4 protein-coding genes are annotated in these 15,928 nt (G+C 68.7%); 2 read left to right on the forward strand and 2 right to left on the reverse strand.

The genetic code is table 11. The features are described from left to right. Positions 1-54: 54 nt before the first annotated feature. Positions 55-1,131: an AraC-like ligand-binding domain-containing protein gene (locus AC2YHT_RS13675; protein WP_487290342.1), complete on the reverse strand. Its 1,077-nt coding sequence runs from the start codon at positions 1,129-1,131 to the stop codon at positions 55-57. Positions 1,132-1,450: 319 nt separating this feature from the next. Here AC2YHT_RS13675 and AC2YHT_RS13680 point away from each other — a divergent pair, with 319 nt between their 5' ends. Both AC2YHT_RS13680 and AC2YHT_RS13685 read left to right on the forward strand, forming a co-directional pair. After that, positions 1,451-7,531, forward strand: a complete 6,081-nt coding sequence (locus AC2YHT_RS13680) for a putative Ig domain-containing protein (protein WP_487290343.1) — start codon at positions 1,451-1,453, stop codon at positions 7,529-7,531. A 560-nt stretch (positions 7,532-8,091) separates the two neighbouring features. After that, positions 8,092-12,759 (forward strand): autotransporter domain-containing protein, encoded by a 4,668-nt coding sequence (locus AC2YHT_RS13685; protein ID WP_487290344.1) that lies wholly within the window; start codon positions 8,092-8,094, stop codon positions 12,757-12,759. 122 nt (positions 12,760-12,881) lie between these two features. Here AC2YHT_RS13685 and AC2YHT_RS13690 read toward each other — a convergent pair whose 3' ends face one another. Then, positions 12,882-15,671: a TonB-dependent receptor gene (locus tag AC2YHT_RS13690; protein ID WP_487290345.1), complete on the reverse strand. Its 2,790-nt coding sequence runs from the start codon at positions 15,669-15,671 to the stop codon at positions 12,882-12,884. Positions 15,672-15,928: the final 257 nt, after the last annotated feature.

Genomic DNA, 15,928 nt, shown 5'->3' on the forward strand with positions numbered 1-15,928 from the left:
AGCCGTGTCGACAGAGCCATGATCAGCGCCTCCCGGCTTGAACGAAAGCGATATTCAGGCGCTCGACCCGGCGGCGCTCTGGAACGCCCTGATGTTCGCCGGCATCTCGGGCGGGATGTCGAAGGCCGCCTCGCCGGCCAGACTGCCGGTTCTGTGGAGGTCCAGCGCCTGGGACCGGCATCTTGACGGCGTGACGCCGTAGGCGGCGCGAAAGGCGCGTCCGGCGGCCGTATGGCTTTCGAACCCCCAGCGGTTCAGCACCGTGGCGATCCGCTCGCGCGCCTGGGACGGGTCCGACAGGTCGCGGAACACGCCGGTCAGCCGGCGCCCGAGGATGTATTTTCCGATGCCGCTGTGCGGTTCGAACATGCGGTAGAGGGTCGGGCGCGTCACGAAGAACTGGGCGGCCAGGGCGGCCGGGCCGAGGCCGGGGTCGCCGATATCCCGGTCGATGCGCCGGCAGATGGCCCGGAACTGGCTCTTGCGCATCTCGGCGCGGGTCGCCGCGCGGCTCTGGCTGTTGGCCCGTACGACGCCGGCCAGCAGGGCCGCCGTGGCGCGGCTCCACTCCAGTCCCTGCGCGACGGTCAGGTTTGAGCCCTGCCGCCACATCTCTTCCAGATGTTCGCGGACGGCGACGCCGGTCTCGCTGTCGCGGCGCAGGATCAGCCCGTGAACATCGCCCGCGTCCGCCAGCAGGGGCAGGAGCAGGTCGCGGGAGACGATGACCGACAGGTTGTCGATCCCGTCGGTGCGCAAGGCGGACGGGCGGGACAGGTCGAGCATGCAGATGTCGCCCGGCCTGACCTCCTGCTCGGCGCCGTCCAGCGTCAGGATGAAGCCCTGGGTCCGGTAGAACTGGACATGGAAGTGATCAACGCCAGTCCGGGCGATGAGCTGGGGCGTGCGGATCATGATCGAGGCCGGGGCCTGCGACATGCCCAGCTTGATCGGGCCGTAGTCGTAGAGGGCAAAGTCCATGACGTAGCTTGCGCGCACCTCGGGCGAGGGCGCTTCCAGTTCGAACATCGTCGCCAGCAGTTCGCGGCAGGCGGCGAAGCTGTCGGCGTAGTCGGCGCCGATGCAGGCCGCCAGATGCGGCAGACGATCCTCCTGGACGCCGTTCGTCATGCGTCGAATCTCCTCGTGGCCGGACTATCGGCCCCAGGCCCCTTTAGCGCGGTCTGACCCCCGTTTTTTCGACCAGGCGTCTCAAACTGCACAGCTTGGGCCGAGCGCGTCTTGCAGCGCAACCCGGAGACGAGACTAAGCAGTCCTGCGCACGGGGGGAACCGCCGCGCATCGTGATGCAGCGTTGGCGTCGGGGGACTAGGGTATGGCTTGTCGGGAATGCGCGACGGATGTCGCGCGCGGAGGTGATCTTCAGATCATCGACGGGCTGCGGGCCGTTCTGGCTCCGGTCGTCGGCGCGGGACGCCGGGCGCGAGCTTTGATCCTGCAGCTGATGATGGCTCTGGCGCTCGTCGTCGGCGCCGTGGCGATCGGCTCGCCAGCCCAGGCCCGGACGGAGACGTTTTCGGCGACCAGCGAAACCGTCGCCTATTCCGATCAGGGCTACTACAGCGACCCGAGCGCCCTGGAGATATACTACTACACCTATACGAAATTCGGCGTGTTCTACAGCGCCATCACGATACCGGCTGGCAAGGTCTATTCTTCCGCCAGCGTGAACTACAACTATACGAACAATAACCAGATAGCCACTGTCAGCATCGTGCTGCTGTCCGGTGCGCCCCCGGTCAGCGCCGCGGGCCTGGACCAGGTCCGAGCGGGAACCTCGGTCGGCAGCTTGGGCATCACCACCACCGGCAGCGGCGCCGTCAGCCTGTCCTCTACGGCGGTCGCCGAGATGAACCGCCTGTCGGCCGCCGGCGGCGGCACGCTCTATCTGGGGGCCTATGTTTCCGACCGCCGCTACAGCGGCGCCATTCCCGTGGCGACGTTCAGCCAGTTTCAGCTGACAGCCGAGCTTGTTCCGGTTCCGACGATTTCGACGATCTCGCCGAACATTGGGGCCAGGACCGGAGGAACCTCCGTCACCATCAGCGGGACCGGTCTGGCCGGCGCCACGAGCGTGACTTTCGGCGGCGCGCCGGCGACGATCGTCGGCACGCCCACCGCAACGGCGATCACCGTGACCACGCCGAGCCATGCCGAAGGGCTCGTGGACGTCGTCGTCACCACGTCCGGCGGAACCGCCACCAGGAGCGGCGGCTTCAGTTATGTGCCGCCGGCGCCTACGATTTCAAATATATCGCCGAACACCGGATCCACGGCCGGGGGGACTCAAGTCTTCCTCACGGGAACGGATCTGCGTAGCTATTCTGGCGTGACCTTCGGCGGCCAGTCGGGGGTCATCAACGTGGCCCCTATCGACGGCCTTACAGCCCTCGTGACCGCGCCGGCCCATGTGGCCGGGACCGTGGACGTGGTCTACACCACGAACTACGGAAGCGTCACCGTGACTGGCGGCTACACCTACCTGCCGCCGGCACCGGTGGCGTCGAACGCGACCGCGTCGGCGGTCGCCTACAATACTGGCTCGGCCGCGGCGGCGACGTTCAGCCTCGCCGCCTACGCCACCAACAGCCCGACCGGCTATGCGGTGGGGTCCTCCACCACGGCCAACGGCGGCTCTGTCAGCATCGACAATGCGGGCCTGGTTTCCTACACGCCGCCCGCTGGCTTCCGCGGCAATGACAGCTTCACCTTCACGGCCAGCAACCCGGGCGGAACCTCCAGCTCGGCCACGGTCACCGTGCCGGTCGCCAATCCGGTCTTCACCGTGACCCTGCCCGAGACCACGGGCCAGATCGGCGTCGCCTACAACACGTCCGGCGCGCCGGTGACCATCTCCGGCGGCAAGGCGCCCTATGCCGTCACCGCCGTGACGGGCTATTCCCGCGCCCTGAGCTTCGACGCCGCCAGCCAGGTGCTTTCCGGGCGGGTCACCGAGGACGGAAACTGGACGGTGGTCTTCACCATCACCGACAGCTCCACGGGGACGGGTCCCTATACGTCCAGCGCCTCGGCGAGCCTGGTCACCGTCTATCCGGATCTACCGACGGCGACCTCGTTCACCGCCTCGGCCTTGGCCTACAATAGCGGGTCGGCGCCGGCGACGAGCATCGACGTGGCGGCCCACGCGGGCGGCGTCATCAACGGCTTCTACCTGAACAACGGCGCCAATCAGGGGAGGTCGTCGATCACCACCACGCAAGGGGGATCGGCGAGCATCGATACGGCCGGCATGGTCAGCTATACGCCGCCGGTCGGGTTCCGCGGCAATGACAGCTTCCAGTTCATCGTCGCCAACGCCCGTGGCAACTCGTCCTGGGAGACGGTGACGGTTCCGGTTGGCGATCCCGTGCTGACGGTGACGCTGCCGCAGGCCGCGGGTGTGGCCGGCCAAGCCTACAACAGCGGCAGCGCGGCCGTGACCGTCACCGGCGGCAAGGCGCCTTACTCCAATTTCTCGGCGACCGGGCTTCCGGCGGGCCTGACCATGAGCAGCGCCGGGGTGATCTCGGGCGCGCCGACGACGGCGACCAACGCAACGGTGGTCGTCACCCTGACCGACAGTTCGACGGGCGCGGCCTATACCGGCTCAGCCTCGGCGAGCCTGACCATCGCCGCGCCGACCATCACCCTGTCTCCGGCGGCGGGCGCGCTGCCCGGCGCCACGGCCGGCGTAAGCTACGGCCAGACCATCACCAGCACGGGCGGCTACGCGCCGATCAGCTATTCGGCCACCACTGGCGCGCCGCCGCCTGGAATGACGCTGTCCGGCGACGGCGCTCTTTCCGGAGCGCCAAACCAGACCGGCACGTTCAACTTCATCGTCACCGCCCAGGACGGCAACGGCTACACCGGCCAGGCCAGCTACAGCCTGACGGTGGCCGCCCCGACGATCACGCTGTCGACGACCCTGCCGGCGGCGATCATCGGCGCTGGCTACAGCCACGGCCTGACGGCCAGTGGCGGCACGGCGAACTACAGTTTCTCGCTGGACGGCGGGACGCTGCCCCGGGGCATAAGCCTCGCGACCGACGGCGTCATTTCGGGCGCGCCGACGGAAGGCGGCTCGTTCCCGATCACGATCCGAGCCACCGACTCCACGACGGGCGGGACCTATTCCGGCGTCCAGTCCTACGTCCTGGTGGTCGGCGCGCCGACCCTGACCATGAGCCCCGGCGCGGGCGCGCTGCCGCAGGCGACCCAGTACGCCGCCTACAGCCAGGCGATCACGGCTGCCGGCGGAACCGCGGGCTACGCCTTCGCCTTGTCGACCGGCGCCTTGCCGGACGGCCTCAGCCTCTCCAGCGGCGGTGTTCTCTCGGGCGCGCCGACCCAGGTGGGGACCTTCAGCTTCGCCGTCCGCGCGACCGACAGCTCGACCGGCGACGGACCGTTCACCATCGACACGGCCTACAGCCTGGTGGTGGGCGTTCCGCTCCCGCCGACCGCAGGTGATGTGGCCAAGACCGTCGCGGCCAACAGCGGCGCGAGCACCGTTGCCCTGAGCCTGAGCGGCGTTCCGGCCGACAGCGTCGCGATCACCGCCGGACCCGCCCACGGAACGGCGAGCGTCAGCGGTTTCAGCATCCTCTATACCCCCACGGCCGGCTATTCCGGGACCGACAGCCTCAGCTACGTCGCCAGGAACCTGGGCGGGGACTCCGCGCCGGCGACGGTGACGATCACGGTGACGCCGCCCACCCTGGCGCTGGGCGACCTGCCGGCCACCGGCCAGGCCCTGACGACCTACAGCGGCGCGGTGACAGCTTCGCTGGGAACGGCGCCCTACAGCTTCACCCGCACCGGCGGAACCTTGCCGGCCGGCCTGACCCTGGCCGCGAACGGCGTGCTCTCGGGCGAGCCGACCGAGGCGGGCGCCTTCGCCTTCACGATCGAGGCGACCGACGCCTACGGCGCGACGGGGACCCGCGACTACACCCTGGTTCTGGCCGCTCCGATCCTGATGGTGGGGCCTGCGAGCCTGCCGGACGGCGTCTCGGCGGTCGCCTACAGTCGGGCCGTCACGGCTTCGGGCGGAGCGTCGCCTTACAGCTACGCCGTCACGGCGGGCGGAACGCCCATGGGCCTGACCTTGTCGCCCGCCGGCGTCCTGTCGGGCGTCGCGGGGGCCGCGGGGACCTTCAGTTTCACGGTCACCGCGACCGACAGTCACGGCTTCACCGGCTCGCGCGCCTACAGCATGACCGTGAGCGACCCGGTGATCGCCATCACCGGCCCCGCGTCCGGCGCTCTGCCCGACGGCGTGGGCGGCGTCGCCTACAGCCGCGCCTTCACCGCTATGGGAGGGCAGGGGAGCCATAGCTTCGCCCTGGCCGGCGGTTCGCTGCCTCCGGGCCTGACCCTGTCGTCGGCCGGTGTACTTTCGGGGACGCCGACGCAGGTCGGTTCGTTCAGCTTCACGGTGGCCGCGACCGACGCCAGCCCGGCGCCGGGACCGTTCGTCAGCGCCAGCGCCGCCTACACGCTGGAGATCGTCGCGCCGACCATCACCCTGACGCCCGCCGCCGGCGCCCTGCCGGGCGGTCTGCGGACGACGGCCTACAGCCAGGCGATCACCGCCTCCGGCGGCGTGGCGCCCTATGCCTACGCGGTCACGGCGGGCGCCCTGCCGGACGGCCTGGCCCTGGCGTCGGACGGCGCGCTTTCGGGAACCCCGACCACGTCCGGAAGCAACAGCTTCACGGTCACGGCCACCGACGCCTACGGCTTCAACCGCTCGGCCGCCTACACCCTTGAGGTGGGCACGCCCGTCGCTGTGGTGCAGTCCAGGACGGTGGTCGTCATTGGCGGCCAGAGCGTGGTCATCGACGCCTCGCAAGGCGCGGCCGGGCTGGACCTGATCGCGGCCCAGATCGTCACGGCCCCGGCCCATGGCGCAACCACGATCGACGGCCTGCGGATCACCTACACGGCCGACGGGACCTATTCGGGTTCAGACAGCTTCACCTATGCGGTCAGCAACCCCGGCGGCCTGTCGGCGCCGGCGACGGTGACGATCACGGTCAATGCCGCGGTGCGTCCCGGACCGGACAAGACGGCGACCATCCTAGCCGGCCAGACGGCGGTGGTGGAACTGACCGAGGGCGCCTTCGGCTCGCCGTTCACCGGCGCGGCGGTGGCGTCGATCTCGCCCTCGAACGCGGGCGCCGCCACGATCGCGGGCCGCACCGGTTCGGACGGCAAGCAGCTCTACGACCTCAGTTTCAAGCCGGACAACGCCTTCACCGGCGTGGCGGTGGTCAGCTACACGCTCAGCAACGCCTTCGCGACCTCGGCTCCAGGCACGGTGACGATCACGGTTGAGGCGCGTCCCGACCCGACGCAGGACCCGGAAGTCACTGGCCTGATCTCGGCGCAGGGCGAGGCCGCGCGCCGCTTCGCGACGGCGCAGATCTCCAACGTCAACCGGCGCATGGAGCAGCTTCACGACGGTCGGGGCGGCGGCGGCTTTTCGAGCGGCTTCAGCCTGTCCGGCGGTGGCGCGATCAGTGATCCCTGGGAGCCGCGTCGCAAGCAGGAAGGACTAGGCGGCCTCATGGGCGCCCTGGCGAGCGAGGCCAGCGAGGCCCCGGGTCTGGACGACGGCGTCGGCTCCGGCGCCTGCGCGCCGGGCTGCGAGGGCGCTGAACGCGGCCCGGGCCGCTTCGGGGTCTGGGTGTCGGGCGCGGCCACGTTCGGCCAGGCCGACGCTCGTCGTGACCGCAAGGGCTTCAAGTTCAGCACCGACGGCCTGACCATCGGCGTCGACGAACGGCTGGGCGAGACGCTCGTGCTGGGCGGAGCCGTGGGCTGGGCGACGGATGCGAGCCGCATCGGCGACAACGGCACCCGTAGCGAGGCCGACGCCTGGAGCGCCAGCCTGTACGGCAGCTGGCAGCCGGCGCGGCAGGCCTATCTCGACGTCGTCCTGGGCTACGGCAAGCTGGACTTCGACTCCCGTCGGTACGTTACCGCCAGCGGCGACTTCGCCTACGGGCGGCGTGACGGCGACCAGTGGTTCGGCGCTGTGACGGCGGGCTGGGACTTCCGCTACCCGCGGGGCGTCCGCCTGACGCCCTACGGCCGGATGGAGGTCACCCGGTCGGTGCTGGGATCGTTTACGGAGGAGGGCGGCGGGGCCTACGCCCTGGCCTATGACCGGCAGGCGGCCCGCACGCTCACGGGCGCCTTCGGCCTGCGGGGCGACTATGCCGTCAAGACCCGCCTGGGGCAGGCGCAGCCGAGCTTCCGGATCGAGTACAGCTACGATCTGCAAGGCTCCGGCTCGCAGCTGATCCGCTATGCGGACTGGCTGGACGGCGCCGTCTACAGCCTCGACGCCAGTCCGCTCGACCGCAACCGCATCCTCTACGGCCTGGACATCGACCTGCTGCGCCGCAGCGGCATGCGCCTGGGTCTGGGCTACGAGGGTTCGTTCTCCGACGACCAGACCAGCGGCTCCATCAGGGCCAAGCTGCAGACGCCATTTTGATGCGGTCTACCAGCCACGCCCTCAAATGGCCCCGAGACATGGAGTTTCCGCTTACGCCGCCACTGTGATTTTTTTGGACGGAGACGCCCTTTGTCACTCCTGGGGATCTTCTGGAGTGCAACGCCGTACTTGTAGTTATCAGTTTCATCCGACAACGGGCGCCACGGTTTTTCGCTTTCCCGGACGTTCGCGCACGTTCCCATAGCTTCCCTTTCCATGCCAAAGGCGATGGGAAAATCCGGACAAGAACGTCTTGCTCCAAAGCTATCGGCGTCGCTTTTCCCTTCGAAAATCCGTGGCGCCCTTGCGACGGTTGCATGCGGCGTCGCTCTGCGTTTCCGGCCTGAACCGCTCCGCGCGCCTTGTCGCTGATCGCCCAGAAGTCGCGTGCAATGGACGTACGGGGGGCGTTGGTCCGTTCATTTCGGCAGTCATTACTCATCTTGCGGTGATGAAACGAAAAGCGCTCGACGCTCGCGTGAGGCAAAGCTACACGACCTAAAGTAAAGTGTTCCCGGGGGAATTGTATGCTTTGGTCCAAGCGGCCGGCTTGCCGGTCCATGCGTTCGCGTCTTCTCGGTTGCAGCTTGGCCGCCTTGGCCGCCGGCGTCGGAAGCGCCGCCTGGGCCGACTGTCTTCCCCTTACCCCGGTCTACAGCGGAACCACCACCTGCTCGGGCACGACGAACGCCGGACTGACGATCGGCGTCGTGCAGACCACCAACATCGCCGCAGGCGCCGTGCTCAACGCCGGCGCGGGGGACGCCGCCGCCTTCACGGCGACGACGGACGCCAGCGTCTATTACGGCGTCACCCAGACGCTCAACGTCGCGGGCGCCGTCGAGGGTGGATCGGCCGCAGGCGTTCTGGTCCTCAGCGACCCGCAGCCCTACTACAGCCTCGACGCCACGACGCTCAGCATCGTCGTCGCCGCCACCGGCGTCATCGAGGGCGAAACGGCCATCAAGCTGGCCACGCGGGCGGGCACGACCACCGGGCTTTCGTACGCTTCGGTGGACAATGACGGCGTCATCCGCTCGACCACCGGGCCGGCCATCGTCGCCACGGACGCCCAGCGCACCGGACTCTATTTCATCAACAATCGGGCCAATGGCTTCATCGGCGGCATCTCCTCGTCTGCGAACGCCCTGTACAACGCCGGCACGATCGACGGCGGCGCCGCGAGCGCCTTCGCCGCGCTTTCCGGTCCCCCTGGCATCTCCCTGCAGACCCTGACCAACAGCGGCGCGATGCTGTCGAACGGCACGGCGGCGACCGTCAGCGCGACCAGCGCGTTCCTGACCCTCGTCAACAGCGGCCGGATCTCCAATCTCGGCTCGGGCCTGGCCCTGGACATCGGCGGCACGACCCAATCCTTCACCAACGCGGCCGGCGGCGTAATCGCCAGCGCCGGCCCGACCGCCGTGCGGCTGGAAAACGTCACCACCTTCGTCAATCGCGGGGTGATCACCGGTTCGGTCGTCAGCACCGGCTCAGGCTACGGCGTTTCCACCTGGGATCTGGCCGGCGGAACGATCAACGGCGACCTGCTGCTCGGCGCCGTCAGCGACACCCTGATCGCCCGGCTCGACGTCGCAACGGGACGCATCCTCGGCGTCAGCGGCCAGATCGACGGCGGCGGCGGCCAGAACCTGCTGCTGGTGGAATTCGCCTCGGACACCGTCCTCGACGGCGTGCTCGACCGCGTCGTGCTGCCGACCAACTTCCAGACTTTCCAGGTGCAACTCAGGCAGAACGCCGCGGTGACGCTGAACGGCGATGCGCCGGACGGCCTGACCTTCCGCGGGATCGGGTCGCTGAAGACGACCGGCGTCATGACCTCGAACGGCCAGGCCCTGCAGCTCTTCGACAACAGCGAAACCAGCATCAGCTACGCCAACAGCGGCGCCATAACCTCGACCTACGGCGCGCCGGTGTCGGTGGATCCGCTCTATACGGAGTTGAACCAGTACGCGGTGGCCGCAGGCGGCGCGTCGGCGTTCTCCAACAGCGGCTCGATCACCTCGATCAACGGCCACGGGGTCTTGGTCTCCAACGACGCGGGTGTGGCCGGCTTCAGCAACAGCGGCACGATCACGGCCTACGGCGTCGCGCTCAACGCCAGCGGCGGTTTCGTCAACAGCGGCGCGCTCAAATCGACCAACGCCTTCGGCGCCAGCGTCTACAACTATTACAACGGCGTCTTCACCAACACCGGGTCGATCGAAGGCAAGACGGCGGGCGTGCTGCTGTCGAGCGGGACCCTCGTCAACAGCGGCACGATCACGGCGACCGACGGCGTGGGCGTGTCGCTCACCTACGATGGCGTGATCGAGAACAGCGCTGGAGGCGTGATCACCGGCGCGATAGCCATCAAGCCGCGCTTCAGCTTCGGGGGCGGGAAGATCACCAACGCCGGGACGATCAATGGCGACATCGATTTCCGCAGCGATCCCTCTTCGTTCACCTTCGGCGTCGTCACCTACATCGACGCGGGCGGCAAGCTGAACGGCAACCTCCTGCTCGGCGGCGGCAACGACACCTTCGTCGCCGATCTCTCCACGATGCGGGACGGCAAGTTCACCTCGATCAGCGGCGTGGTCGACGCCGGGGGCGGGCGCGACCGCCTCGTTCTGGGCGTGGGCCAGGACGCCACCGCCTCCCTCGATCCGGCCGCGACCTTCGAGGTCGTAGCGATCGAGATGCGCGACGGCGCCAAGGCGACGCTGACCTCATCCAAGACCCTGACCAACACCCTCGAGATCATCGGCCAGGGCACGGTCGACCTGACCGCCGACATCACCACCAACTGGGACGAGGCGATCCATACCTACGGCGACTGGGCCCCTTATGGCGGCGCGGATTTCGATCTTTCGATCATCAGCCGCGGGGCCATCACCTATACCCAGATCCAGCCGAGCTCGCCGACGACCAACAGCGTCATAGCGCTGCGGCCCGGCGTGGACTTCGAGAACGCCGGCAGCATCAGCGCCGCGAGCAACGCCTCCCCCTACGCCACGGCGGTGACCGTCATCCAGGGCGGCGACCTGATCGTGAACTCCGGGGCGATCACGCTGGATGGCGTCACCGGCGTCGCCAACAGCGCCGAGTTCGTCAACAGCGGCGTCCTGCAGCAGGGCCAGGGCGCCAGAAGCTCGGTCGGCGTGAGCAACGTACTCGAGATCACCAACAGCGGAACGATCTCGACCGGCGGCTACGCCATCGCCATCGCTGGCTACAACGCCTCGAACACGCCGACCACGATCACCAACAGCGGTCTGATCCAGAGCACGGCGAGCGACGTGATCCATCAGACCTACGGCTCGGCGGTGAGGATCGACAATCAGGCCGGCGGCCGGATCGTCAGCACCACCGGCAAGGCTATCACGACGTTCTGGAACGCCGACACGGTGCGCAACGACGGCGTGATCATCGGCGACATCAGCCTGGCCGGCGGCGACGACCTCATCGAAAACTACGGCTCGATCACCGGCGATATCGATCTGGGCGACGGCGACGACACCCTGCGCCTGACCACCGGCGGCGTCTTCACCGGCTCGGCCGTTGGCGGGACGGGGTCCGATCGTCTGGAGCTGGCGCTGGGCGGCACGGACGCCACGCCGATCGCCCTGGGCGGCGCGGTCTTCACCGGCTTCGAGACCCTCAGCCTGCAATCGGGCGTGGTCAGCTTTTCCGGCGACTACGGCTTCGACACCATCCAGATCAGCAACGGGCGCCTGATCGGCCTGGCCGGATCGCAGCTGCGGGGCGCCGTCACCGTCGCCCAGGGCGCGACCTTCGGCTCCGCGGGAACCGTGACCGGCGACATCATCGTGTCCGGCACGCTCAGCCCCGGCGCCTCGCCCGGCACGATGACCGTGAACGGTAATGTGTCGCTGGCGACGGGTTCCACGGCCCTGTTTGAGCTGAGCTCCACCCTAAGCGACAAACTGATGGTCTCCGGCAAACTGACAATCGCCCAGGGCGCGGTCCTCAAGCTCGTCGGCGGCGCGTCGCTGACGCCGGGCCGTACGCTCGACCTGATCGTCGCCAGCGGCGGCATCAGCGGCGCGTTCTCGACCGTCGACGGCGCAAGCGACCTGCACCTGCGCCAGTCGGCGACCCGCCTCCAGGCGGTGGGTCTGTTCAGCACCGACACTGCCTATTCGGCCCAGGTCTCCAGCACCATCGCCACGCTGAACGCCGCCTTCGTCGCCGACACGGCGAGCGCGGACCTGGTCGCGGCCATGCCGGCGCTCATCGACTCCACGACGGGCAAGAGCGCGCCAAGAGCCCTGGCCCGGCTCGCGCCCCAGCCCTACGCTTCTGCCTTGCAACTGGCTACCGAGGACGCCTTGTCGATCGTCGACGCCTCGCGCAGCCAGTCGCGGTTCGCCCCGGATTCGCCCGGCCTGTTCGGTTTCGGCCAGGCGGTCGGCGGTCGGCGCACGCTCGATGGCGACGCCGCCGCCGGCGTGGCCTCGGGCAAGATCACCAGCAGCGGGGCCCTGGCGGGCGTCGGCTACGGCGTGAAGTCGGCTTGGCTCGGCGGCTTCGTCGGCTATCTGAGCGGCCGTCAGAGCATCGGCGACCTCGACGCGCGGACCGCCACCGACAGCTTCGTGGTCGGCGCCCAGGGGCAAGCGCGCTTCGGCGGCTTCCAACTGGACCTGATGGCGGCGCGCGACGCGGCCGACGCCGACACCCAGCGCGCCGCCCCCGGCGGCGCCACGGCCACCGGCAGCTACGAGCTGGAGAGCTGGGTCGGCGACCTGGCCCTCTCCTACAGCGCCAAGCTGAACGCCGACTGGCGGGTGCGCCCGCGCCTGGGCGCGAGCTATGTCCGCACAACGCGGGACGGCTTCGTCGAAAAGGGCGGCGGCGCCTTCGCCCTGACCCTCCAGAGCGACAAGGCCTCGGCCTGGTTCGTCGACGCCCAGCTGGAGGTCCTCGGCGGCCAGGCCGCGGGCCAGCGCCTGCACCCGCACGCCTCGGTCGGCGCGCGCACGCGCGGCGGCGACGACACGGTCTCCGCCTCGGCCACCCTGGCTGGTCTGGAGACCCCGCTGACGGCCGCCGGCCTGGAGCGCGCCAAGACCCTGGCCACGGGCGGCGCCGGCTTCCGCTACGACGTTTCGCCCAGCCTAGCGGTTTCGGCCGACTATCTGGGTGAGTTCGGCGACGGCGGCCGCCAGGCGGCTCTGGTCGGCTTGCGCCTGGTCTTCTGACCACGACCCTGACGATCCGTCGCTCTTGGGCGGCGCTGCCTTCTTTCCCGAAAAGAAAGCCCGCGCCGCCCTGGAAGGAGAGCGACGCGGGCTGCCTAGGCGCCGGGGGAGGTAGGTCGCGCCTAGAAGTTGTACCGCAGGCCCACCAGGAACTGGCGGCCGCTGTGGGTGTAGACGTTCAGCCGGTTGCTATCGCCGACGTACTGGTCGTTGAACTCGTCGGTCAGGTTCACGCCTTCGAGCGAGAGCTTGAGGTTGTCGCGGATGTTCCAGCTGGCCTGGAGGTCGACATTGAGGGTCTCGTTGGTGCCCTGGACGGTGTTGCCGTCGCTGCCGGGCACCTGGGTCAGGTAGCCGTCGCGATAGGCCAGCGAGCCGCGCACGCTCCACTTCTCGGTCTCGTAGTAGAGGGTCAGGTTGGCGGCGTTCTTCGACAGGCCCACCAGGGTGGCGTTGACGGTCGGGGCGCCGGGCGTGGTCGAGGTCAGGTACTCGATCTGGGAGTCGACATAGGTGTAGTTGGCCACCACGCCGAAGTGCCGCCAGAAGCCGGGCAGGAAGGTGAAGGGCTGCTGGAGATTGATCTCGAAGCCCTTCAGGTCGCCGCCGTCGCTGTTCACCGGCTGGGTGACCTGGAACACTTCCGAAGAGGTCGCGCCGGTGCCGGTCAGCAGCGAGTCCGGCAGGCCCAGGGTGTTGTAGACGGCCTCGCGACGCAGGGTGGCCACGAAGGTGTCGATGCGCTTGTAGAACAGGCCCACCGCCAGCATCGCCCCCTGCGAGGGGTACCATTCCAGCGAGAAGTCCAGATTGTCCGACTTGGTCGGGGTCAGGTACGGGTTGCCCGAGCTGTAGGTGCGGTTGGCGCCCTGCACGGCCACGTCGCCGCCGGGCGACAGCGAGCCGATGCCCGGGCGGGCGATGGTCTGGGCGGCGCTGACGCGGGCCACGATGGTGTCGCTGACGTCGGCGGCAAGGTTGAACGAAGGCAGGGTCAGGTCGTAGTCGCGCTTGACCTCGACGCGCTGGATCGCGCCGCTGACCGCCGCATAGCCGGCCGACTCCTGCTGGGTGTGCACCCGCCGCACGCCGGCGTCGCCGCGGAACGGCAGGCCAAAGGCGTTGAACTTGAACTCGGCCTGGACGTAGGCGCCGGTGTCCTGCTCCTCGACCGCGCCGTACTGGCCCCGGGCCGAGCTGTTGTTGGTGTCGGTCAGGGCGTAGATGCCGCTGTTGCTGTAGATGTTCAGCAGGGCGGCGTACTTGTCGATGTCGGGCACCAGCCAGCTGGTGAAGTTGCCGGCCGGCAGGTCCATGTTGCGGCCAAAACCGCTGAACACCTTCGACACGGAGGCCAGCTGGGCCGGGGTCAGGGTCTGGACCACGGTCTCGCTGGTCCGGTACTGGCCGTAGCTGTCGTATTCGAACTTGCGCCAGTCGACGCCGGCCTTAAGGCGCAGATTGTCGTTGAGGTCCCACTCGCCATAGACCTTGGCGGTCGAGAACTGGTTCTCGACGAACTGCGGGCGGATGCGCACTTCCGAGGTGCCGTTGGTCGAGGCCCAGCTGGTCGGGTCGGTCGGGTCGAAGCCCAGCAGGATCTGCGGAGCCCGGCCCTTTCGGAAGTCGTAGACGTAGTTCTGGCTGTTGGCCCGGTCGAAGGTGACGATGGTCGAGACCGGCTGGGTGAAGGTCGAGTCCGAATAGCCGGCCAGGCCGCCGATCCGCAGGCGCTCGTTGAAGTCGTGGGTGGCCGACAGGGTGAACTGCTTGAACTCGGTGTTCAGCTCGTCATAGGCCGACTGGGTGCGCAGATCGACATTGTCCATCCGGGCGTAGACGAGGTTGCCGTTCTCGACGACGCCGTCGCGGATGATGGTCTGCGGCTTGCCGGTGTTGGCCCGCGACAGGCCGATCGCCTGAAGCTGGGCCTCCTTCCGCGTGCCGGCCAGGTAGGCGTAGAGGGCGTCGAGCGTGACCTGGGTGTCGGAGGTCGGTTTGTACTGCAGCGAGCCGGCCACGCCGAGCCGCTTGGACTCGATGTCGTAGCTGACATAGGCCGGGATGCGCGGGGCGAAGAGGTTGGCGCTGTTGATCTGGGCGATGGTATAGCCCGGCACGGTCGAGGCGCTGTTGAAGCCGCCGTTGCTGGCGCCGGTGGCCCAGCGGGTGATGTTGGCGCCTTCTTCCTTCAGATGGCGCTCTTCGTAGGCGACCGAGATCAGGGCGCCGACCTTGCCGTCGAAGAAGGTGTTGCTGGCCAGGACCGAGACGCGGGGCGTCGTCTTCTCCGACAGGTCGTTGTAACTGGCGCCGGCCGACAGCACGAGCTGGGGCTTGCGGCTGTCGAAGGCGCGGGCCGTGGTCAGGTCGACCGTGGCCCCCAGCGAGCCTTCCTCGACGTCGGCCGAGGCGGTCTTGCGCACGGCGATGCTGTTGAAGAGGTCCGAGGCGAAGACGTTGAAGTCGAAGCCGCGACCGCGGTTGGTGCCGCCGCTGTTGGCCGTGCCGCCGGTGGTGGAGATGGCCTCCATGCCGTTGATGCGCACTCGGGTGTATTCCGAGCCCAGGCCCCGCACAGTGATCTGGCGGCCCTCGCCGTTGATGCGCGAGATCGACACGCCCGGGATGCGCTGCAGCGACTCGGCCAGGTTCAGGTCGGGGAACTGGGCGATGTCCTCGGCCTTGATGGCGTCGACGACGCCGCTTTCGTTGCGCTTGAGATTGATGGCGCTCTGCAGGCTGGCGCGGAAGCCGGTGACGACGATGGCCTCGACCTCGTCGGAGGCCGGCTGGGCCGGAGCCGGGGCGGGGGCTTCCTGGGCGGCGGCCTGAGCGGCGGCCAGCAGCGTGAAGGCCGAAGCGCTGGCGCCGAGCACGGCGCGAAGGCGCGGATTCCTGTTGGACGTCATGGTCCCTCCCGATGCCCGTCTTCGCGGGTCGCTTTGGGGAGCGGCGGACCGCTCCTTCGTTGGCTGAACCATAGGGACGGGTTCGAGCAGAGGGCCAATCCCAATCGGGTATGAACCTATGCGCGTTCGGCACAGATCGGCGGGGTTCCCCAAGGGCGCTCGGCGAGACCCGCACGGGCGGCCTGTTGATTCCCTTGGGTTTCGATGCGTACCGCGGTTCGATCCATGTCGCCCGTGGATCGGTCCATAGGCGAATT

The sequence above is a fragment of the Caulobacter sp. SRI_008 genome, assembly GCF_057586355.1.